This window comes from Eudoraea chungangensis (assembly GCF_029360665.1).
In the GTDB taxonomy this organism is placed as follows: Bacteria; Bacteroidota; Bacteroidia; order Flavobacteriales; family Flavobacteriaceae; genus Eudoraea; species Eudoraea chungangensis.
The window spans coordinates 343,866-367,281 of the sequence record NZ_JARDUB010000006.1; the positions used below are offsets into that span (position 1 = coordinate 343,866).

19 protein-coding genes are annotated in these 23,416 nt (G+C 36.1%); 12 read left to right on the top strand and 7 right to left on the bottom strand.

What is annotated here, in order from left to right; genetic code table 11:
• From PXG98_RS14375 to PXG98_RS14395, 5 genes are read left to right on the top strand one after another with little or no spacing between them, the layout of a single operon-like run.
• The gene (locus PXG98_RS14375; RefSeq protein WP_276392176.1) at positions 1–696 is read left to right on the top strand and encodes a cytochrome C; all 696 of its coding nucleotides are present in this window, start codon (positions 1–3) and stop codon (positions 694–696) included.
• Positions 693–1,310 carry a cytochrome c3 family protein gene (locus tag PXG98_RS14380; protein ID WP_276392178.1) on the top strand — a complete coding sequence of 206 codons (618 nt, stop codon included), beginning with the start codon at positions 693–695 and terminating at the stop codon, positions 1,308–1,310. Before PXG98_RS14375 ends, PXG98_RS14380 begins: the two co-directional genes overlap by 4 nt.
• Positions 1,265–2,479, top strand: a complete 1,215-nt coding sequence (locus PXG98_RS14385) for a 4Fe-4S dicluster domain-containing protein (RefSeq protein WP_276392179.1) — start codon at positions 1,265–1,267, stop codon at positions 2,477–2,479. Before PXG98_RS14380 ends, PXG98_RS14385 begins: the two co-directional genes overlap by 46 nt.
• A gap of 31 nt (positions 2,480–2,510) precedes the next feature.
• The gene (dsrP, locus tag PXG98_RS14390) at positions 2,511–3,755 is read left to right on the top strand and encodes a sulfate reduction electron transfer complex DsrMKJOP subunit DsrP (RefSeq protein ID WP_276392180.1); all 1,245 of its coding nucleotides are present in this window, start codon (positions 2,511–2,513) and stop codon (positions 3,753–3,755) included.
• A gap of 12 nt (positions 3,756–3,767) precedes the next feature.
• Positions 3,768–4,133 carry a DUF7009 family protein gene (locus PXG98_RS14395; protein ID WP_276392183.1) on the top strand — a complete coding sequence of 122 codons (366 nt, stop codon included), beginning with the start codon at positions 3,768–3,770 and terminating at the stop codon, positions 4,131–4,133.
• A 10-nt stretch (positions 4,134–4,143) separates the two neighbouring features.
• Here the strand turns inward: PXG98_RS14395 and PXG98_RS14400 are convergent, their stop codons facing one another.
• Positions 4,144–4,836 (bottom strand): LytR/AlgR family response regulator transcription factor, encoded by a 693-nt coding sequence (locus PXG98_RS14400; RefSeq protein ID WP_276392184.1) that lies wholly within the window; start codon positions 4,834–4,836, stop codon positions 4,144–4,146.
• A complete protein-coding gene (locus tag PXG98_RS14405; RefSeq protein WP_276392185.1) occupies positions 4,833–5,840 on the bottom strand; it encodes a sensor histidine kinase in 1,008 nt (335 codons plus the stop codon). Before PXG98_RS14405 ends, PXG98_RS14400 begins: the two co-directional genes overlap by 4 nt.
• A gap of 241 nt (positions 5,841–6,081) precedes the next feature.
• On the opposite strand from PXG98_RS14405, the gene PXG98_RS14410 reads away from it, so the two are divergent.
• The 3 genes from PXG98_RS14410 (at position 6,082) to PXG98_RS14420 (ending at position 10,029) form a co-directional block, all read left to right on the top strand.
• A complete protein-coding gene (locus PXG98_RS14410; RefSeq protein WP_276392186.1) occupies positions 6,082–8,088 on the top strand; it encodes a serine hydrolase in 2,007 nt (668 codons plus the stop codon).
• A 273-nt stretch (positions 8,089–8,361) separates the two neighbouring features.
• Entirely contained in the window at positions 8,362–9,195 is an 834-nt protein-coding gene (locus PXG98_RS14415; RefSeq protein ID WP_276392188.1) for a dienelactone hydrolase family protein, read from the top strand.
• A 60-nt stretch (positions 9,196–9,255) separates the two neighbouring features.
• On the top strand, positions 9,256–10,029 hold the full coding sequence (locus tag PXG98_RS14420) for a 3-keto-disaccharide hydrolase (protein ID WP_276392190.1): 774 nt from the start codon (positions 9,256–9,258) through the stop codon (positions 10,027–10,029).
• A 26-nt stretch (positions 10,030–10,055) separates the two neighbouring features.
• On the opposite strand, the gene PXG98_RS14425 is transcribed toward PXG98_RS14420, so the two are convergent.
• Entirely contained in the window at positions 10,056–11,144 is a 1,089-nt protein-coding gene (locus PXG98_RS14425; RefSeq protein ID WP_276392193.1) for a helix-turn-helix domain-containing protein, read from the bottom strand.
• A gap of 152 nt (positions 11,145–11,296) precedes the next feature.
• On the opposite strand from PXG98_RS14425, the gene PXG98_RS14430 reads away from it, so the two are divergent.
• Together PXG98_RS14430 and PXG98_RS14435 are read left to right on the top strand one after the other, a co-directional pair.
• The gene (locus tag PXG98_RS14430) at positions 11,297–12,163 is read left to right on the top strand and encodes a CPBP family intramembrane glutamic endopeptidase (protein WP_276392196.1); all 867 of its coding nucleotides are present in this window, start codon (positions 11,297–11,299) and stop codon (positions 12,161–12,163) included.
• A gap of 185 nt (positions 12,164–12,348) precedes the next feature.
• On the top strand, positions 12,349–12,876 hold the full coding sequence (locus PXG98_RS14435) for a DinB family protein (protein WP_276392197.1): 528 nt from the start codon (positions 12,349–12,351) through the stop codon (positions 12,874–12,876).
• A gap of 274 nt (positions 12,877–13,150) precedes the next feature.
• Here PXG98_RS14435 and PXG98_RS14440 read toward each other — a convergent pair whose 3' ends face one another.
• From PXG98_RS14440 to PXG98_RS14450, 3 genes are all read right to left on the bottom strand, one after another.
• Positions 13,151–16,351 carry an AsmA-like C-terminal region-containing protein gene (locus PXG98_RS14440; protein ID WP_276392198.1) on the bottom strand — a complete coding sequence of 1,067 codons (3,201 nt, stop codon included), beginning with the start codon at positions 16,349–16,351 and terminating at the stop codon, positions 13,151–13,153.
• A gap of 168 nt (positions 16,352–16,519) precedes the next feature.
• Positions 16,520–17,221: a LytR/AlgR family response regulator transcription factor gene (locus PXG98_RS14445; protein ID WP_276392199.1), complete on the bottom strand. Its 702-nt coding sequence runs from the start codon at positions 17,219–17,221 to the stop codon at positions 16,520–16,522.
• Positions 17,218–17,997, bottom strand: coding sequence for a sensor histidine kinase (locus tag PXG98_RS14450; protein ID WP_276392201.1), 780 nt, complete (start codon positions 17,995–17,997; stop codon positions 17,218–17,220). The genes PXG98_RS14445 and PXG98_RS14450 overlap by 4 nt, the downstream gene beginning before the upstream one ends.
• Positions 17,998–18,215: 218 nt before the next feature.
• Here PXG98_RS14450 and PXG98_RS14455 point away from each other — a divergent pair, with 218 nt between their 5' ends.
• Together PXG98_RS14455 and PXG98_RS14460 are read left to right on the top strand one after the other, a co-directional pair.
• Entirely contained in the window at positions 18,216–19,103 is an 888-nt protein-coding gene (locus PXG98_RS14455; RefSeq protein WP_276392203.1) for an ABC transporter ATP-binding protein, read from the top strand.
• A 137-nt stretch (positions 19,104–19,240) separates the two neighbouring features.
• Positions 19,241–22,396 (top strand): ABC transporter permease/M1 family aminopeptidase, encoded by a 3,156-nt coding sequence (locus PXG98_RS14460; protein ID WP_276392206.1) that lies wholly within the window; start codon positions 19,241–19,243, stop codon positions 22,394–22,396.
• Between the two features lie 581 nt (positions 22,397–22,977).
• Here the strand turns inward: PXG98_RS14460 and PXG98_RS14465 are convergent.
• Positions 22,978–23,301: a hypothetical protein gene (locus PXG98_RS14465; protein ID WP_276392209.1), complete on the bottom strand. Its 324-nt coding sequence runs from the start codon at positions 23,299–23,301 to the stop codon at positions 22,978–22,980.
• Positions 23,302–23,416: the final 115 nt, after the last annotated feature.

Below are 23,416 nucleotides of genomic sequence, written 5' to 3' on the forward strand. Positions count from 1 at the left end.
ATGAAAAAACGCCTTGGAATCTTATTGTTATTCGGTCTTCTGTTCATTGCTTTTTTGGCAAATTGGACCTATAGCTATTACCAGGGTCTGGAAGAAGCTTACCTTCCTGTTTTAGAAACCCGGCCACTTCCGGTAATTCCTTCTGAAAAAAAAGTATTTGAACGATCTAAATATGCTTTAGACTATTTAAATACCCCAAATGATGAAAATCACCAAAGAACACTAGAGCGTTACTATGATAACCGGGCCTATGTTGGTGCTCCACCAAGTATTCCACATCCAGTAGCCCAAAAGCTTGGAATAGGAGGAAAGGTATGTTTGCAATGCCATCAAAATGGTGGATTTGTGGAAAAATTCAACGCCTATGCTCCGGTTACGCCCCATCCGGAAATGATTAATTGCAAGCAATGCCATGTAGAACAGCAAACACAAAGTAGCTTTACGGCGAGTACTTTTTATAAGAAACCGGCACCTGGCGTAGGTAGTAACAATGCCTTACCCGGAAGTCCGCCTACCATACCACACGCCTTACTGATGCGAGAAAATTGTCTGGCCTGTCATGCAGGGCCTGCGGCGGTTAAGGAACTATGGATAAATCATCCCGAACGAGTTAATTGTCGTCAGTGTCATTTACCCTCGCAACAGGAAGGAAAAAATGTGGAAGAATTTGTTAGGATTAATACGTATAGCGAATGAACATACACAGATTTATAATAATAGTAATAGTTGTTTTTTGCGTTGGTTCCTGTAAACACAAAGAAGGAGAATACCACAGTCTAAAGGATAAAATAGACGCTGAAACCAAGAATTATCAGGATCCTGAAATCTCTTCAGAAAGCTATATTGGAGATGTTAAGACAATAGAAATTAAAGAAGGGGACCACCGTTTTCTAATCCCTGAACGAAAGAGCCAAATAACTTCATTTGCCTGTACCGAATGTCATACCCAGCCCTTAGGTAAAATGAAGAGGATAGAGGGAGAAAAAAGAGCGCACTGGGAGCTGCAAATGCAGCATGCCGATGAAAAGGCCATGAACTGTACCAGTTGCCATATGGGAGAAAATATGGACAATCTAAATAGTCTAACTGGGAGTATCATAGATTTTAATCAGAGTTATCTGCTCTGTGCTCAGTGCCATAATTCGCAGTTTCAAGATTGGAAAGGAGGGGCACATGGTAAAAATATTGGTGGATGGGCAAAACCAAGGGCTGCAATGACCTGCGTTAGTTGCCATAATCCCCATCAGCCTCAAATAGCATCTAAATGGCCGGTGCAATTCAATACCGAAATCGAAAAAGAAAGAAAATAGCGATAAATAAAATTCCAATGGAAGAGAAAAAAAAATGGTTCCAATTAGACCTCGGACTAAGTAAAAAACAGACCGTTGGCGGTAGTTGTGGTTGCGGCAAGAGCAGTGGTGGATGCAATTCTCACAGCCTTAGTCCCAGCAAGGAAGAGTACCGCATTTCTGCAGAAGAATTCGACACCGCTGTAGAAAACGAACTAACCGAAACGACTCCACCGGAACCTCGAAAAGATGGTTTTCAACAGGTATTTGAAGTGAAAATGGACAGGAGAACTGCCTTTAGAAAACTAACCGCAAGTTTGTTGGTAGGGGCAGGTGCTGTACAAACCTCCTGCAGTGTGGTCACCGGAGAAGAAACCAAAGAGAAGGCACAGATAGACTGGGAAGAACAGTTTAAAGGCAACTACAAACTGATGACACCTGAAGAAAAAAAGGCCACAGTAGATCGCCTGGTTAGGTCGTATCAATTGCGAAAAAAGAAGAACATTAAAATGTCTTCAACGGATGCCGCTAAAGATGTACTTTTTGGCTATGCTTTCAATATATCTAAATGCCAAGGGTATATGAACTGTGTCAGTGCCTGCGTAGAAGAAAATAACCAGGATAGAAATTCCCAGATGCAGTATATCCGTATCCACGAAATGAAAGATGGCCAAGGATTTAAATTTAATGAAGCGGATGACAATTATTATCATGAAGTACCTGCTGAAGGACATTTTTATATGGGTACCCAATGTTTTCATTGCGATAATCCACCCTGCGTAAATGTATGTCCCGTGGAAGCTACCTGGCGTGAGGAAGACGGTCTTGTAGTTATAGATTATGATTGGTGTATCGGCTGCAGGTATTGCATGGCGGCCTGTCCTTATGACGGGCGCCGTTTTAATTGGAGCAAACCGGAGGTTCCGGAGGAGGAAGTTAACAAAAACCAACATTATTTAGGTAACCGGATGCGAAAAAAGGGTGTTATGGAAAAATGTACCTTTTGTGTACAACGTTCCAGAGCAGGAAAAGATCCGGCATGTGTAGAAGCGTGCCCTACAGGAGCCAGGATTTTTGGTAACCTTTTAGATCCGGATAGTACTATTAGATGGGTATTGGAAAACAAACAAGTCTTTCGCCTAAAAGAAGACTTGGGTACAGAACCAAAGTTCTGGTATTTTATGGATTAAAAAGAACAATCCACTATTTAAAAGTAAACCAATGGAGACATTTAGAGCGTTTATAAGCATGGTAAAAGATAGTTTTGGGTTTATCACCCATGGCTCTAAAACCTATCTTATTTGGATGATTTTCCTAACCGTAATCATGCTTTTCGGCATGTACGCCTATTCTATTCAACTAGAAGAAGGTTTAAGTGTTACTGGTATGACCGATCGCGTAAGCTGGGGCCTTTATATCTCTAATTTCACTTTTTTAGTGGGGGTTGCGGCCGCAGCCGTGATGTTAGTAATGCCCACCTATGTCTTGCACGACATTGATTTTAAACAGGCAGTTTTGGTAGGAGAAGGCCTTGCAGTAGCTGCCTTGGTGATGTGTTTGGTTTTTGTAGTAGCTGATATGGGAGGTCCCAACCTACTATGGCATATGATTCCAGGAATTGGGGTTTTTAATTTTCCAAATTCTATGTTGGCTTGGGATGTAATTGTTCTCAATGGCTATCTGTTTATCAACATTACCATTCCGCTTTACATTCTATTCTGCCATTACCAAGGGAAAGAGGCCAACCCCAAAATCTATGTCCCCGGGTCTATTTTATCGGTACTGTGGGCAGTAGGAATTCACTTGGTTACTGCTTTTTTATACGAAGGCTTACAAGCACGCCCTTTTTGGAACAATGCATTATTAGGTCCCAGATTCTTAGCTTCTGCCTTTGCAGCGGGTCCTGCCCTGATAATTTTAGTTTTGGCGGCCATTAGAAGGTATTCTGAATTTAAAATTACCGATAAAACCATAAAAAAAATTGCTATGATTGTAACCGTGGCAGCGCAAATTAACCTTATAATGCTGGTCTCGGAATTATTCAAAGAGTTCTACGCGCCCACCCACCATAGTGAAAGTGCCTATTATCTTTTCTTTGGTTTAGAAGGGAAAACGGCCTTATTGCCCTGGATATGGACTGCGATTCCTCTAAATGTGCTCGCAACTATTATGTTAACCTTTCACAAACTCCGTAACAACCTAAATGTCCTTTATATTTGCTGTTTTATGCTCTTCGTAGCCATTTGGATAGAAAAAGGTTTCGGCCTAATAGTACCCGGTTTTATTCCCGGACCTTATGGTAAAATTGCAGAATATACACCCACCTGGATAGAGATTTGGGTAACCTTGGGAATTTGGGCCCTTGGTGCTTTTATTTTTACGATGTTGGCCAAGACTTCCATTGGTATTGAAATGGGTAAATTGCGGTATAAGAAGAAAGAGGTTGAAGAAGCTGAGACAGCTTAAAAACACTATGAAATGAAAATCAGAATACGAGGCAATTCTATACGTTTTAGGCTAACCAAAACTGAAGTAGAAAAGCTATGTAATAAAGGGATTGTAGAAGAACGATGCCAATTTGAAGAGACTAGTTTTTTTTACGTCGTTAAAGAAACCACCGAAAAGGAGGAACTGTTCGGTTCTTTTGAAAACAATGCGATTTTATTGTATGTTCCCAGTATTCTACTAAAAAATTGGCATCATAATGACACCGTAGGCTTCTACCATAGCCAAAGAGTAAAAGCAGGTACAATACTTATGCTTACGCTAGAAAAAGACTTCGTTTGTATGGACGAAACAGTAGAAGACCAATCCGATAATTATCCCAATCCAAAGGCTTTGTAATTTTAAGTTTCTATTTTTCTAAAGCCGCTATTTTATTACGCACAATAATTTTATAGGTAGTACTCACTGGTACTTTATTGTCATCAATCCACAAATAGGCCGCCGTTATTTTTGAAACTCTGTGTAAATTGGCAATGTAGGACTTGTGTGTACGTTGGAAATTATCAGACAGTACCGTACTGATATGGGTAAGGGTTTCGGTAATCAAGTACATCCTTGAATCTGTGAATATTTTTAAATAATTACCAAAACTCTGTATATACAGAATAGATATAAAGGAAATATTTAAAGGGATGCCTTCATGCTTAATCTGCAGCTCATGGCTTTCTTTGTGCTCAGTAGATGCACCTATTTTAATAGTGGAAGCCTTATTCACAGCTTTTAGGAAACGTTCAATTCGTATGGGTTTTAATAAATAATCTACCACCCCGTAATTATAACTTTCTAGGGCATACTCCGAATAGGCGGTTGTTAAAATAACCTTGGGCGGGTTTATCAGTGCGCTGAGGATTTCCATACCACTTAGCTCTGGCATTTTAATGTCAAGAAAAATTAGATCAATTTCATTTTGCTGAATGAAGTTGATAAATTCCAGAGGATTTCCGGTACTAAGTACCAGCTTAAAATTCTCAATTTTAGCGCAGTATTCTTCCAATACCCTGCGTGCCAGTATTTCATCGTCTATTATACCTACCTTAATCATGCATCTGGACTCTTTAAATCTATAGTTAACACTACCTCAAATGTCTTTTTACTATCCTTTATAGACAAATCGTGAGACTTTGGATATAAAAGTTCTAAGCGTCTTTTTACATTTTCTAGTCCCAATCCTTCTCGTTCGGATCTAATTAATTTAGTAGGCTTCGAATTTAGTACCGAAAAATGTAACCTTGTTTTTTTCATGGTGGCAGAAACATCTAAACTGCTTATTTCATTAGTGCTTTGGGCACCATGTTTTATGGCATTTTCAACAAAGGGAATAAGTAACATTGGGGCAATTGCATAGTCTGAAAGTGCTCCATCAATCAGGAATTCTATGTTGCATCGGTTACTAAGACGTTTTTCTTCTAGTAATAAATAGTTCTCAATAAACTCCAGTTCTTCTTTCACCAATACTCGATCTTTTTTTGCACTCTCCAACTGATACCGCATTAATTCGGAGAGTTGCATCACCATCGCAGGTGTTTCTGGCGATTGCTCTCTGGAGAGGCTATATATACTATTTAAAGAGTTAAATAAAAAGTGAGGATTTACCTGCTCTTTTAAATAATTTAACTCCATTTCTTTTTGTAATTTTTCTTTCTCCTCATTTTCTCTTCTGAATATCATATTTCTTCTTAAGAAGAAAGCTGCCATCCCGGTTCCGGTGGTATAAATAAGAAAAAAGAACATCTTATATACGCCAATCCAACTCCCACTACTTGTGGAATATCCCTTTAAATAAGAACAACCAAATATAATTGCAACAAGCAGTATGCCATATGATAAATACTTTTTCTTATCATAAAAAACAGGGATTAGAATAAAATGGTTTACCCAAATAACACCCATTATAGACGCTGCAAAACCCAGTTGCCATAAAATAAAACTATAGTCGTCATCAAAATTATCCTTAAATAACCAGCCGCCCAGTATTTCAAGCGTGGCTACTAGTAAAAAGGCTCCTATGTTAATTAGAATAGTATGCCGTAAAGACTTTTTATTCATATACTCTTTTATAACCATCTAATAAAGATAGTATCAATAAACACAAACCCACATATTTTCTTTACCAATACGATATATCCATGACGAAATGGTTTTATCATTTAATTATGGACTTTATCATGTTTAAGAGACTAGACCCGAAATATGCTCTAATTTTAGCAGACCTTTTGTTGCCAATCGAGTTTAATATACAAAGGGCTAACGATATTCTAATGCCTTTATTAAATAAAAAAAGACAAACATGAAAACGATTAAATTATTACTTCTCTTAACACTGATTATGCCTGTATACACCGCCTATGCACAGAAAGTTAGTGTGCCAAAAGACGAAGAATCCTCTTTTGAATTACCACATATTCGGGTAGTTCCTATAAAAGATAGGAAGACAGAAAGAAATTACGAACTATATATAAAGCTTCCAGAGGGGTATGCAGAAAATAAGGATAAAAACTACCCAGTACTGTACTTTACCGATGCCATGTGGCATATTGAAATATTATCTGCCTCTACAGAATATATGTTAGAAGAAGTTATTTTAGTTGGAATTTCCTGGCAAAAAGATATAAATGAAGAACTGAAGAAAGAAGTAGGAGAACATGTTAGTCGGTTTAGGGATTACAGCTTCCGAGAATCTGATAAGCCTGAAATTCAAAGCAAATATCAGTTGGGGCAAGCGAATAAACACTTAAACTTTATTCGAAATGACGTCATCGATTACATAGACAGGCAATATCGAACAGACACAAACAGTCGCACCTATTTCGGCTATTCCATGGGAGGTGAATTCGGTGCTTACATATTATTAACACAACCCGATTCCTTTAATAATTACATTCTCGGAAGTCCATCTATTAAAAATGAAGTGCCTTATCTATCGGAGTTTAATTCGAAACTTGGCCCCTACGAGGCAGCCAACAAAAATTCTAGCCTACATGCCAATGTTTTTATTACCTATGGCTCCTTAGAACAGGAGATGATAGCACCTATAGACGAGTTTGTTAGCTTATTAAAAGATAGGAGAGATCCTGGTTTAGCTGTTCTAAAAGAAGTAGTTGATGGGGATCATCAGAGTGCTTTCCCCAGGACGGCACTTCGGAGTGTTGAATGGTTAGCCTCCGTGATGAATCCCGTTTCGGGAAATTTAAAGGAGGTATCTTTCTGGGATATTCCTCAACTCAATAAAGCCTTTATTAACACCACTCCAGAAGACAGAAAAGATGGAATATCTGTTGGGAAATTATCGGAGCTTAGTGCGGATTCTGACCCAATTCTTAAATTAACCCAGGAAATTGCTGCTGGCGAACACGGGAACTATGATGCACTTCTTATAGCGCACAAAAACAAATTAGTTTTTGAATCCTACTATAAAAAAGGGCGTAGTAACTTACCCCATCCACAAGCCTCAGCAACCAAAGCATATACCTGTTTGGCGGTTGGACGTGCCATTCAATTAGGCTATTTAAGCATGGAAGATCTAAACAAACCACTAATCGATTTTCTTAAGAATTTAGATCGTTCCAAGCTAAAAACAGGGGCAGAAAAAATAACACTCGCCAAGGCGATGACCATGCGTTCAGGAATTCGTATTTCAGATGAAGACCGTGAAAAAATGGAAAAAGATTCCTTACAACTGATAGGGCAGGGGCAAATTCAGAGTATGCTGGCCTACAGTGATCCAATTACAGATGCTTCGCAGACCTTTAAATACCAAAGTGATCCGGAATTTGTTATGCAGGTTCTAGAGGCAGTGGTCCCAGGCTCGGCCAAAGATTTTATTAAAAGGGAAGTACTAGACCCGCTTGGCATTGTAAATTATAAATGGTTAACCGCTCCCAGTGGCCTGCCAGAGGCAGGTTGGCGTACGAGTATGACCTCGCGCAATATGCTTAAGTGGGGAATACTTGTTCAGAACAAAGGGAAGTGGGAAGGTGAGCAATTGATTTCCGAAGCCTATATTAAGCTAGCCACCAGCAGGATTCTGTTAACAGGTGATGATGATATTTTCGGCGGAGGGGAAGCGGTTAGCAAGCAAGGTTATGGCTTTTTTTGGTGGAGTGCCGATTTGAAATACGATGGTAAGACCTATTTCTGTCAATCTGCGCAGGGCGGTGGAGGACAATACATCATTCTTATTGAGGAATTAGATTTGCTAGTGGTGGTTACAGGGCACGACAACGACAATAAGACCTTGCAATTAACTGCAGAGCGCATTTTGCCGGCATTTTTACGAAGGGAACAAAGGGGTTAAAAAGGAACATGATTTCAAAAAATATTTATAAAGCTCTACATGAGCATAATATTCAATTAAATAGCATACTCGGAATCAATAGTAATAGTTTACAATTGGGTAAAACGTTTACCAAAAAATAAAAGCACCTGGTGTATAACCGCAGGTCTAATGAAGATACTTTGGACCATATGTAATAAGATACTATTGAGTAGCTACACCTGAATAAATAAAGAAATACGATTGCCTAAGTATTGTATTTACTATCTTTAGGAATAGTTAAATAACGTTGAAATGAGAATTCTCACATTTTTTTTGATACTTACCTTAGTATTTATAGCCTCCTGCAAGCAAAAAGCGGAATCCAAACCTGAATCAAATGTTAGTACAGAGGAGGCATCGATTAAAGTTAAGGGTATAGAGGTTACCTACGCCACGGACTCCACCAATCTAAATGGCTATATTGCCTATGACGAGAATAAACAGGGTAGACGCCCGGGAATACTTATTGTGCACGAATGGTGGGGGCATAATGACTATGTTCGTGAGCGAGCGGATATGCTGGCAGAACTTGGATACACTGCTTTTGCTATTGATATGTACGGCGATGGAAAACAAGCAAATCACCCAGACGATGCTGGAAAGTTCGCCATGAGTGTTATGTCTAATTTACCGGAGGCTTCGGCACGTTTTAATGCAGCAATCGGTTTATTGAAAGAACAAGAATCTGTGGATAAAGAAGAGATAGCGGCTATAGGGTATTGTTTTGGTGGGAGTGTGGTATTAACAATGGCTAATAGCGGAGCAGATCTCGACGCTGTTGCGGCTTTTCATAGCGGGGTTGCCTTACCAGTAATGCCAAACCAAGACCTAAAGGCTCGCGTATTGGTATGTAATGGTGCGGATGATCCTTTCGTAAGTGCAGAGTCTGTAACTACTTTTAAAACTGCCATGGATTCCATAGGCGCTACTTACGAATATATCGCTTATCCCGGGGTAGTTCATAGCTTTACTTCCAAGGAAGCAGATGCCCATGGTGAAAAATTCGAAATGCCATTGGCTTACAACGCGGATGCAGATCAAAAATCATGGGAGAGCTTAAAGCAATTGCTGAAAGAGGTATTTTAGACATCCCATTTGTAGCTAATTAATTGCGCTTTCTTTCATTTTATTCCTAACACTTAAAAAATGGTTCGATTTTCCCTTTATATTTTATTGATGGCTATGGTTTTTGGCACCTCTTGCAAAAATAACGAAGAGACGAAATTTCAAATTTTGCGCTCGAAAGAACTGGCCATCAAAAACAAGGTACACAACAAATTGATGGATATTGAAAAAGAGCAGGGGTGGAGTTTACTTTTTGATGGAAAAACCTTGGAGGGTTGGCATCTTTATAATAAGCCAGATTCTACTCGCTTCTCGGCATGGGAGGTACAAGAAGGTACTCTTTACTGCAATGCTACGGATGAAAGTAGAATCTTTGGGGATTTGGTAACCGATAAAGAATATGAAAACTACGAACTGTTATTTGAATGGCAAATGGCACTAAGAGGCAACGGAGGTGTTTTTATCAATGTACAGGAAAACCCGAAGTATAAGGCCACCTATGAGACTGGTCCAGAATACCAACTTCTGGAACCCGAACATATGGACACTAAAACCCCTTTAAAACGGCCGGGCTGTCTTTGGGGGATAAGCCCTCAACTAAATAAAATAGAAGCCAAGTCCGTAGGGGAGTGGAATACGGCCCGTATTATTCAACAAGAGGGGGTAATTAAGTTTTACCTAAATGGAAAACTTACCGCAGAAGAAGATTTAACCTCCAGAGAATGGAGAAACAAAATTGCCAATTCTAATTTTAAAGATGCCCTAGGTTTCGGTAAGGTTACTAAAGGAAAGATTGCACTGCAGAATTGGTATTTCGAGGCCTGGTTCCGGAATATGAAAATTAGGGAGTTGTAATAAGAGATGTTGCGGCGGCTAGTCCGTCATTGTTTTCCTTCCTTTATATACTCACTTGGTGTGATTCCGCAATGCTTCTTAAAAACACGATTAAAAGTTGACTTAGAAGAAAATCCCGAAGAGAGTGCTATACCCAGCAAAGTCTTATATTTCAGTTGATCAGAAACAAGGAGAGTTTTAACCTCTTCAATCCGATAAGAATTTACATAATCCCAAAAATTAGAATCTGTATTACTGTTAATTATTTGAGAGAGCTTATTTGGGTGTAGATCTAATACCATCGCCAAACTATCTAGGTTCAACTCAGGTTCCATATAAGGTTTTTCTAATTTCATATAATTCTGAAGCTTTAAAAATTCTTCCTTAGCAGTGTTTATGGTAAGACTAGATTTCGAGTATTTTTCATTTTTGAAAGTAGCACTATCCAAATCCTTGAATATAAAATCCTGACGTAAGCCGTAGTAGCCTAAAATAAAAATAAAAACGGCTAGGGCGATATTTGACGGTAGTCCGCCAAATTGCGGTAGGCTTAAAGAAGTGAATCTATCAATTAGGAGACTTGTTGAAGCTATGATTAAAATTATCAAAATACCTACTGTCAGGAACTTCAGCCAATGAAGTTTTTTGTTGTCGAGATTGGAGAAATAATTCCGGATTCTCAAATCATGTCTTCTAAGAAGTCTTAAAATCAAGATTAAATAGGTGAGAATACTCACTAGTTTTAAAATCAAAAGAGCATTTCGAAGAGAACTTGTCGTTTCAGTGCCCGTTAAAACTTTTATCCAAAGATAAAGTAACGTTAGGATAAAAGGAGCGAAATGTATATAGTTTTGTTTCTTCATCTTAGGCTTTAATTCGGTTAGAAATAAAGTATAATACCACATTAATGGCCCATACAAAAAGATAGATACCTCATTAAATTCCAACAGTAATTTTTCCAAAACCGTAAAATCCCCTTGATCGGAATTTAAAATAAACAATCCCAAAAAATAGAGCATCAAACAGAATATGATACTTATAAGTGCATAATCTGCTCTAGATTTATTTCTTTTTCCAAGCACCAAAACCAAAAGAAAAAAAGCGATACTTCCGCTACCTACAAACAAATACTCCATTGTTTTTACTATGAATTCACGACTAAAAATAGGTCATAATAGCATAGCATTTTAAATAAATGAGTGCCACCCTACAAAATGGGTCGACTAGCACAGGATTATTAGAGACTTTTAACAAAATTATTGCTGACAAACTAAAAATTTTAATCAAAATGAATTCTCAACATAAAATAACCAGACAAAAACAAACAAGCCTGTCAAAGCTTACTTATAATAAACTGCTAAGGCTGTTTAACAAAGAAAATGCAGTATACAATCACTATGAAAAAGCCGGTAAAGTAAAATCGACCTTTAAAAAATCTTGTTACTTGGTCTCTTATCTACTTCCGGGAATTGCAGCATACATTTTAATAAACCTCGAGTTTGTTTATAATGGTCTTACCGCTTTTTTTGGTTTAAATGGTTACGATTTTCAGTATTATACCTTTGTAATATTCACCCTGGGGTGGCATATTGCTTTTCCAGTACTAATGCTCCGTAAAAACGATGGATTAGAGTGGAAGGAGATTCCTAAATTTTTAAGTTTAGACCGTTTTTCTCTTAAAGAAATTTTAGTCGCAGCTCCTGTGGCATTCGCATTGAGTGTCTTGCTCTCATTACCCTACATGGTTATGGTTTATATCCCTTTTCAGTCATGGCTAAATTCCATAACTATATTTCAGATTCCAACCTATAGTATCTTCGCTAGTTATGAAGCATTTTATGGCGCCCCGGTATTTATTCTAATTATGATGATGGTCGGTAATTTTATAGGAGAGGAGATTTACTTCCGTGGTTACTTAATGAAGAAAACTTCCTTTTTAGGAAAATACAATTGGTTGGTGGGCTCTGTACTTTTCTGTATCTACCACTTATGGCAAATTCCTCAGACCTGGCCTCTTATAGTTCCTTTTCTATTCTTTGGCCTAACGATGCAATTAAGAAAGAATCTTTATACCATGATAGCCTTCCATATTTTTTTCAATCTGGCAGGAGTACAGATATACCATCTGATATTGGGTCTAGGCCCTGTACAATAAGGTTGTAAATCATAAGTAATTCTCATTTATCTAACTTTAGCTTTGTTAAAGTAGGGCAGAAGGTTAAGAAATAATTTAATGTATTAAATTAGCAAATAGGCAAGCCATCCCTTAGGCACAATAAAGTCTATTAATTTCAATTCGATACAATGAAATCCTTCAAAATAAAATCCAGCCTTTTGCTTATGCTTTTACCGATAATGTTGTTGAACGCACAGGGGGAGCTAAAACCAGTTGAGGGCTATTCTACACAAATTGGTCTAATGGTCTATATGTTAGAAGATTTAAAAAAAAGAATCACCCAACAAGTAAAAGACCTGAACCAATCACAAACTGATTTCGTATATGACGCTGATGCCAATAGCATTGGATCCTTGATCATGCATTTGGTATCTACAGAATCGTATTACCAGACAGCTACTATAGAAGGTCGGGAATGGACAGAAGAGGAGTTATTGCGATTTGGTGTCGCTGGAGAACTCAACGAAGAAGTGAAAAACAAACTCAAAGGTAAACCGATTACGTATTATTTGGATTTATGGAATGAAGTCCGAGAAAAAACAAGGCAAGGACTCAAAACCAAAGATGACGCTTGGTTCGCCTCCAATATGGAAGAGGGACTCAACTACCATTATATATGGTATCATGTGATGGAACATTCTGCCAACCATATGGGGCAAATTGCAACCATAATAAACCGGCTTCCTGAGTAAAACCGAAAATTCCTGGAATAGTATATATGCAGTCCATAAGTATTTGTATAATAGGGTGCTTATCCTTTGTAACTTAAACTATAGATAAAATAGAGAAGACAGTTAATGTACCACTTACTTGAACTCCAACTGGCTTGTCCTCTGAAGCTTGTAGCGAAGGAGGGATAGTAGGGGAGTAAAAGCGAAGTCTCCTAAATTCCTTATTAGAAAATAGCGAATCATGAATAGATATGACTGCAATTACGATTGCAATTCGCGTGTACAATTTTTAAAATCAATGACTACTTTTCTTTTTCTTATTCAATGAAATTTTATAGTCATCTATAGTTCCTTGTACTTTTAAATTTAGAAACTTCGTTTTTCTGTTGGGATCTACCTCTACGATTTCATCTACTTTATCTTGGTCAAAAATGGAATCCTTCTTGCTCACAAACAGTTTTTGCCAGGTGGCTTTTCTCACTGTTTTCCATGGTATACGCAGGTTATAGTCAATATTTTGCTTGTCGTCGTGTGTTCCTGACAGTTCTATATGACCAAGGGTTGATTCAATTGTCATAACCGGAATACTAATTTTTCCTTTGTCAATGGCCAAGCTATTTTGTAAGGTGTCAAACCGAATGTTTCGCAGGTTTTTATCACCCATATAATCCGATAGCGCTACTATAGGATCATAATTTTTTAGTTTTCCGTTTAACACTTTCACGTCCATTACCATAGAAGACTGGTCCAAATCTGGCACCATGTCTGGATACACTCTAATTTTACCCGCAATTCTAGTGGTAAGCTTTCCCTGTAAGTTTTCTGAAACAAGGTGGTCTTGCCCAAAATTTTCAAATTTGAAAAGTAATTTGTCCAAATCAACATCTGTTATCAACAAATCTGGATGCATATAAATGTGTTTTGGGTCGCTCCCATTAAAATAGCCATTTAAGCGAACGTTTCCGGCAGCGGCATCCATAGTAAGCGTATCTATATAAATATAATGATCGGGTGTGGTTCTTAAATCTGCCTTGATGTTTCGAAGATCTATCCTATGGTAGATAAAGTGGTTAATATCCGCTTTAAAACGCATATTGGTAAAAGGCAATTCATATATATTGAAGGCCTCGGCATGTTCTGCAACATCATTGGTAAGAGATACGTCAGCTCCAATAGCTAATGGAGGGCTTAGGTTAAATTTAAATAGGGCATCGTAGTCAATATAATCTGCCCTAACCTCCAAGTAATTATCAGGCATTTTTAACGCCTTATCTTCCCCTATATAGTAACTTAAGTTAATATTAAAAGTGGTAGATCCAATTTCGCCATGAAGATCATTGATTTTAATACTGTGGTCTTCGTAACGGATGTTGCCCTTAAAGTCGTGAAAACGTTGGGGATGTAACTCCATCTTTGTGTTTAGCAAGTCAAGATCCAAATCAGCGTAATGTAACGAAGAATCAGCATAGTGCATCTTTGAAGTAAAATGCAGGGCTAAATCGTCAAAAATTTCATGTCGGTATTCTTCCGGAACGTAATTTTCCCCTCTATAAGAGAAAACATCTTCCAGTCGTAACTTTTTCGAGTTAAGATTTACATCTAGTACTATATCTCCGTTACGTTCGGGCTTCATCCAAAAAGCATAATCATGCACTAATCCATCCAAATGAAAATCACTATCGTCAATATATCCCTTGAAATCCACTATTTTAATATCCATATCATCGATCAAAACATCGGCATGAAAATCATGCAAACGATGCGGATAGTGCTTTAAATCTGCATAGAGACTATCAATAAAAAATTCTCCCTTAGGCAAATATTCCGATTCGGTAAAGTCTTTGGCAGAGCCCACAAAAGATAACCCCAAGCTGAGATTATTAACCTCTTCTTCAAACCTTATTTGGGTTGTATCTTGCATAAAAAAGCTTGTCAATTCTGCAATATCCAAATGCTTGGCGGTGATATCCAAATGGGTTTCTACAGTAGTGTTTGTATGATGTACAATAGAAGGCAGGTCTGACAGAAAACCACTAATAGAAACATCTGAATTACCCATTAACAAATCGAATTGTTTAAGAGTAGCCTCCTTTCCATACATTAGAAGATTCACATTTAGACTGTCAAGGGAAACGGGAAGATTTTTTGCTTCAAGATGTAAATTCTCTATTTTCAAGGCTGCATAGTAGGCCTGGTTTAGTTTCTGCAGTGCCATTTTTGGGTTATCTATATCAACTATATCATGAAAATTCATCTTTACTTGGATATTCCCCGACGCTTTCTTTACCTCGTCCAGTTCAAAGAAGTCTGCGATGAAATCCAGATTAAAATTGGCATCAATTTGCATATCAACTTCAGGAGATTCAAAATTCTTCACAAAGAGCGCGCCTCGAAACTCTCCTTTTTCTAAAGAGGCTTTCATATTGCTCAATGAAAATTCCATGGTGCTGGCATCTCTATTTTTTCCATTACTAAAATGGCCCTTAAAGCCCATATTATTTATTTTTTTAGCACTGGTCGTATTCTCTAAAAAGGCCCTATCGGCTCCAAATTCCGCATAGATAGCGGGCTTGTTCCCCTTATTTGCCGGACCTTGGATAGAGGCATTGAAATAAATCTCCCCCGCATTTTTGTATTTCTCCAAATAGGGAATCACATCTTCAGGAGCAAATGCAATGAGCATATCAAAATTGGGCTTGGTCCCTTTTATTGCAAGATCAAGGTATACATCGTTTTTTGTATCTATAATTCCCTCAAGCTCAAAATCCCCGTTCTCCATGGCAATTTCTGAAGGTTCAATGTCTAATACCCCTGTGGATTCGTTGAATACCAGGTCTGTGTGTATTTCGAAATGTTTTTTTCGGATAAACGTAGTATCGGCATCTTTGGTAACATTCAGTTCTAATTCGGTATCAATATGGCCGGCGATGATGCTGTCCTTAATACTAAAGCCTCCTTTAGCCTCATAAATGAACTTTTCAACATCGGTATGGGTAGCTTCATCAAGCGTATGGACATCCAAGTTTTTTAATCGGATCTTAGTTAAATGAATATTGTTAGTGGATGTACCATCTTCAGAAGTGGTTGCAAGAGAGTTTTGGATATTAGTGGTGTTATCCTCGTGAATAACAATATTAAAAACGCCTTCTTCTATCAATAAGGAATTAATGACGTAGTTACCATGAACAATATCCCAGATATTGAAGCCAACATAAATATCCTTAACGTCCATTATCAGGGGTGCATGGTCCGCTTTGGTCTCAAAAACTTTAACATCATAAATTTTTATGGATAGGTTTGGAAAATTACCAAATACGGACAAATTACTATTGCCCAAGGTAATAAGGCCTTTGTGCTCTTGGTTTAGAAGGGCAATTTCTCCTTTAATTATTTCAGATTGATGGTTTTGCACATAAAGTAAAAGGATACCTATGCATAGCGCAGGCAGCAAGGTGACTAGTAATACTATCCGTTTCCAGCGTTTTTTAAGCTTCAAAGCAGTTTCATTTAATATAGTAGCGTTATTGCCTTTTTAGAATAACGAATCTACACCTCGTACTATTGTTTGGCTAAAAATTTTGATTTGGCTGTGTGGTCTAGTTGTGAATTAAAGTATCAAGCAAAGAGGTTGTTGGGCAATGAAATAGTTATAATCAATTCAAGTCTATTTAAAAAGTTGATTGATATTTGCCTTGTAAAGTTTTCCTATTGGCACAATATGATCTGAAATATGAATTCTATTTCCTTCTATGCGACTTATTTGCTTTTTTGCAACTGCAAACGATTTGTGCACTTGAATAAAATCATTTTGTGAAATTAATTGTATAGTATCAGAAAGTTTTTCGCGAATAGTTATGATATCTTTCGTAGTAAAAACTTTAGTGTAATTTCCAGAAGCTTCAATTAACAAAATTGAATCTAAATCAACTTGGATATGACTGTTGTTTTGCTTTAGGAAAATATACTTTTCTTCAGGCCTTGAGCTTTCTATAGATTCCTTTTTTGTTGGACTTGTATTAGAAGGTGTGACTTTATTTAAAGCACTCAGAAAACGTTCAAAACTAAATGGTTTTAATAAATAATCGACAACATTTAATTCGTAGCTTTCAATGGCATACTCCCTATATGCTGTTGTCACAATAACTTTTGGAGGAGATGATAAGGTTTTTAAAAATTCAAACCCTTTTAATTTTGGCATGTTTAAATCTAAAAAAATAAGATCAACCTCGTGTTTACTCAAATAATCAATGGCCTCTATTGCATCATAACAATTGGCCTTAAATTCTAAATTTGGTAGCATATCACAATAGCCTTTTATAATATCGTGTGCAATATGCTCGTCATCGACTATTAAATACCTAATCATAGTGAAATACTCAATTTAGCTTTATAAATTGAATCCATTTTAGAGACTTCAAAATAATGCTTTTTTGAATAGGCCAGTTCTAATCGTCTTCTTAAATTATTTAAGCCTATTCCAGTTTCAGAAATATCCTCAGAGGCATCAAAATTATTTTCAATTTCAAATTTGACTTCATTATTATGTGCTGTTAAATGTATATGAACAAAGGCATTTTCTCTTAAGTTTTCTGCACCATGTTTAAAAGCATTTTCTAAAAGAATAATAAATAGAAGCGGCATTATTTCATAATCATTATCGTTTGTTTCAATTTGTAATTGCACATCAATGGTCTTATGATAGCGCATTTTATGAAGTTCAATATAATTTTGCAGATACCTGATCTCTTCAGACAATAAAACGGTCTCCTTATCACCTTCATAGATACTATAACGCATCATATCAGAAAGTTTTAAGATGAGTTCTTGAGCTTTCTTTGAATCTTTATCTACCAGGCCATAAAGATTATTAAGCATATTAAAAAAGAAATGAGGGTTCACCTGACTTTTTAAATGTAATAATTCTGTTTTTGCTTTTTCGTTCTTTAATCGTATGAGCGATTTGATTTGTTTAAAAAGCCAGTGTGCAATAGTTATAAATACAAGGATAAAGTACAATGCAACAAATTCTACGAACCCTTCTAATTGCCCAAAAGTGTCATTAAAAATTACGATGAACAAGCCAATAATAACAAGCGCTATTTTATATAAGCGCGTTATACTTTTCTTTTTTCTGTTTGACATATTCAATTTCATAATCAATATTAATTAAATAAAACACCTCAGAAAAATTATTTGACAAACAGTACCCTATTAGTGGCAAACCATCGCAAAGTTGTTTTAAGAAGCCTTTGTATCATAGAATAATCTGTTTGTCACGCAAACCCATACGTGTGTAACAAACATTTTATATTGGCTAAAATCACAAATATGTTTGCTTTATTAATTAAAAAGTGAACAAAATGGAACTCATCATTGACAATCTATCTAAAACCTATTCCAATAGTGTTAAAGCATTGCAAAACATTTCGTTAGAAATACCAACGGGCATATTTGGCTTACTAGGTCCAAATGGTGCTGGTAAATCGACCTTAATGCGAACCATTGCAACATTACAAGAAGCTGACTCAGGTAATATTGTACTTGGTGACATCGATGTGCTAAAACAAAAAAATGAGTTGAGACAAGTTCTAGGATACTTGCCACAGCAGTTTGGCTTATATCCCAAAATATCTGCCGAAGTATTACTCAACCATTTTGCGGTTCTTAAAGGAATTACTGATAAAGGTGATCGCAAAGACTTGGTAGATGCATTATTGCATAAGGCGAATCTGTACGACGTTAAAAAACAAAACCTTAAAGGTTATTCAGGCGGAATGAAGCAGCGCTTTGGTATTGCACAAGCCTTACTTAATAATCCGAAACTACTTATTGTGGATGAACCAGCTGCCGGATTAGATCCTGTAGAGCGTAACCGGTTTTATAACGTGTTAAGTGAATTAGGAGAGCAGACTGTTATCATCTTGTCTACACACATTGTTGACGATGTTAAAGAACTTTGCACAAATATGGCAATTATTAATCAAGGGCAAGTTTGCCTAAAGGGAAACCCATTACAAATATTAGAAAACCTAAAAGGCAGAGTCTATAAAAAAACAATTCAAAAGTCAGAATTAAGAGTATACAAGCAAAATTATAAAGTCATTAATGAAAAGTTATTTCTTGGAAAACCAACCATTCACATCTTAAGTGATGGGAACCCTGGAGATGGCTTTTCGCCTATTAATGCGGAATTAGAAGATGTGTACTTCTCTGAAATATTTAATACTACGAACGATAAGTCTATATAGTTATGTGGTACACCATTTTTAAATTCGAATTACAATATCGCAGTAAACGTGCAGACACTTATGTGTTCTTTCTATTCCTATTTCTATTTTCCATTGTTGGAGTAGACTTTATTTTTCAAGGGTCAGATATGGGAGTCATGAAAAAAAACTCTCCTATAGTTATTGCAAAAACAATGGGAGCAATCACAGGATTATTCATGATTTTGGCATCCATGATTATGGGAGTTTCCGTCTTAAGAGATTTTGAATACAACATAGAATCCTTATTATTTACAACGCCAATACACAAAAAAGACTATTTATTAGGTCGCTTTTTAGGAGCGTTTACAGTTTTATTCTTTGCATTTACTGGAATTTTATTTGGTATGATGTGTGGCGAATTTATGCCATGGCACAATCCGGAAGATCTACTAGCATTTAATGCGATGCTTTATGTAAAGACCTTTTTAATGATGACCTTACCAACCTTATTTTTTGGTGCATCCCTGTTTTTTGTCAATGGTGCATTAAGTAGAAACCTAGTGGTCGTCTATACACAAGGTATTATTGTCTTTGTCATTTTTATGCTAACCAAAGTCATTACCAATGAGTTTTGGCAAGCCATACTAGATCCATTTTCACTTACAACGACCACTTTTATTACAAATTCCTGGCCAGCTTTAACAAAGCGTACGCAAGATATTCCATTTTTTGGTGCATTGCTATATAACAAACTGTTTTGGTTTTCTATTGGTGTCATCGCATTGATTTATGGCTATAAAAAATTCAATTTCAATGTGGTTAAAGAAAAACGTTCCAAAAAAACAAAATCACAAATAGTAACTCTTAAAACCAATAATAAAGTTAATGATGTCATAATACCTGATGTTAAAAAACAATATGGATTACTATCAAAATGTAACCAATTAAAACAACTTACGTGGTTTTACTTTACAAGTATTTTCAAGCAAGCATCATTTTGGGGAATTGTTATTTGTGGTATGATTATTATCCTTATTAATTCAGTTAATCTCGGAACTGTCTATGGCGTGGATAGTTATCCTACCACTTATTACATAGTAGAAGAGCTTAAAGAAACTTCTATGTATTTCTTTATTATTCTTTTGGTGTTTTATTCAGGAGAATTAGTATGGAAAGAACGAGGTGCAAAATTAGATTTAATTTATGACACAACATCAATGTCTAACTTTATAAGACTATTGAGTAAGTATATTGGGTTGAACTTAATTTATGTAGTATTAATACTCGCTTTAATAGGTTCAGGTATCATATTTCAAACACTAAGTGGCTATTATAAATATGACTTTCAGGTGTATTTATCTGGTTTCTTTCTAGATATATTCCCGTTTTTAGCTTTATACACTTGCATCGCATTTTTTATTCAATCTATTGTAAATCATAAGTTTTTAGGCATTATGTTGGTGCTTGTATTCTTTATCGCCAATATCGCTTTAGACTTATTTGGATTCGACCACGAATTATATTTCTTTGGAGGAAGCGCTTTAGGTGTCTATTCAGATATGAATGGTTACGGACATTTCTTAAAACCATATCTCCTTATTAAATCGTACTGGTTTCTTTTCGGGATGCTATTACTAATTACAGGTTCTTTAGTAAATGTAAGAGGTACTGAAACCAATATGTGGAAGCGAATAAAAGCGAGCAAATACAGATTAAGCAAGCCGCTTTTTAAACTAACGGTTATGATCAGTTTATTATTTATAACTATCGGAAGTTTTATCTTTTACAATACGAATGTTTTAAATACCTACTGGACTAATTCTAAAGCAACAGATTTTAAAGCAGCTTATGAAAAAGAACTCAAACCATTGGAATATATACCACAGCCAAAAATAGTAGATGTCAACTTACAAGTAGAACTCTATCCTAAAACAAGAGATTATACGATAAAAGGGTATTACATATTGAAAAACACCACTACAGAAAACATCAAATCCATTCACATTCAAAAGCTTCTCGAAGAGAATGTTGCTTTAGATACAATCTCTTTTGAAGTTGGATTTACAACCGACAACAAATATGAAAAGTTTGATTATTCTATTTTCATTCTAAATACAGCTTTAAAACCTGGAGATACTATAAAAATGGATTTTAAACAAAGCTTTACTACAAAAGGATTTGAATCTGGAAACTCTAATGTCAACATAAATTACAACGGGACTTTTTTTAATAATACAGATTTGCCAACAATTGGCTACAATAAAAAATATGAACTAGATGATGCTGATGAACGTGAAGCATATTGCCTGCCAGTAAGGAATATTGCTTCAAATAGAAATGATCTAAATGAGCTTAAAAACGCAAGAAATGGAAGTGATTCTGATGGTATTAACTTCGAAATGATTATTGGGACGTCAAAAGAACAAACAGCTCTTGCCCCAGGAAATTTATGGAGAAAATGGACGGAAAACAATCGTAACTATTTTCATTATAAAATGAAAACACAAATGATTAATTTTTATTCTATAGTTTCGGCCGAATATAAAATAATGAAAGATGAATGGATAAAGAGTCAAGATTCCGTTACCAAACCAGTTAACCTTGAAATTTACTATCATAAAACACATACCTATAATATAGACAGAATGATGGCATCCATGAAAGCCTCTTTAAGTTATTACAGTAATAATTTTAGTCCTTATCAATATGAGCACTTACGAATTATGGAGTTTCCGCGTTATGCACAATTTGCACAATCATTTCCAGGAACTATTCCATTTTCAGAGGCCATCGGTTTTGTTTTAGATATTGATGATGAAAAAGATGTTGACATGGCTTTTTACGTCACTTCTCACGAAATTGCGCACCAATGGTTTGGTATGCAAGTAGAAGCAGCAAATGTTAAAGGGCGTCTAACCATATTAGAAACTTTGTCGCAATATGCAGCGATTATGGTGTTAAAACAACACTATTCCGAAGAAAAAGTATTACAATTTTTAGAAACGCAAAAAGAGGATTATAAAAAAGGAAAAGATAGAGAAGATGCAATAGAGCCATCCTTAGCTTTGGTTGAGAATCAAGATTATATCTATTATGCTAAAGGAGCGATAAATATGTATGAGTTTCAAAAAGCAATAGGGGAGGAGAACGTTAATAAAGCATTGAGACGTTTTCTCGAAGACTGGAATACAACAAATGGTAAACTAAGAATAGCAACAGAAAGATATGCTACAACTGAAGATTTATTAGGTTATTTTAGAGAGGTTACCTCAGATTCGCTTCAGTATTTAATTTCTGATTTGTTTGAAAAAGTTATTCCTCTAGAAATGTAATCATTAACATTATGTAAAATAGAATCTCGATGTTAACCTTGGCCTTATAAAATTAATGAGCCGTCAGTTGATTCCAAAATTACATACGCGACAAAAGTGATTATCCAGTGGGTGATTGCTTTTGGTGGCGGGTTGAAGCGGCTGGAAAGCAATTTGATTTTATTTAGCATTTGAGCGTTTGGTAGCGCAAATGCGAAGCATTCACGAATACCATAAGAAACAAATTGAAATCTCATAAGTAATTTTACATAACGGCAAATTATAGATACAGACGAAATGTTTCTCGCTGGGATTTCTAAGAATTTTGAATTTTCTAAAAAGTTTTTTCTGTGCAGTAATATTGCAGCTACGTAAATTAAAAAGATTGATGACCCTGTTAGAAATTCCCTTAAAAGCTATAAATGCGAGGGATACTTTACATACTAGAAATATAACTTCGTAGTAGCACACATCTCACTTATTACCAAATATTGTTTTACTATTGAATCATCCACTGGATAATCCAATAGCAAAAGTGTTCTATAATTTATATTATGTAAAATAGAAAATATAAAGTCTTAGAAGATTATTTAGTTATTACCCTATTCTTCCTGTTCGAAGGTCGTTTCTACCAAAACATATTTGGAGACTTTCTTGGCTCCGTTGGTCCGGTATAAGTCGCGTATTAATTTTTTTCTTTTGCTTTCAGAAATATCCAAGGAATCTATTAACATACGTAATTGTACAATCTCTGTACGACGTTCTGCTTCAGCCTCCGACAAATTAGGTTCGAATTGAAAAACCATTGGTTCTTTTTCTGCCTCTGCCTTAAGCTTTGCTTCTTTCTGTGGTGTATACTGGGCAAAGCCATCTGCAGCACATACCATAATACCCATAAAGAGAGCTATTCTAAATAACTTATTCATGTTTCATAAATGTGTTCCTGTTCAAAATACAAAAATCTATGCTTCCTTTATCTCTTTAACGGATATATTACCATTTTATTAGGTGTGTTCCGCTATTTAAGCGGCTCTTTTCCAA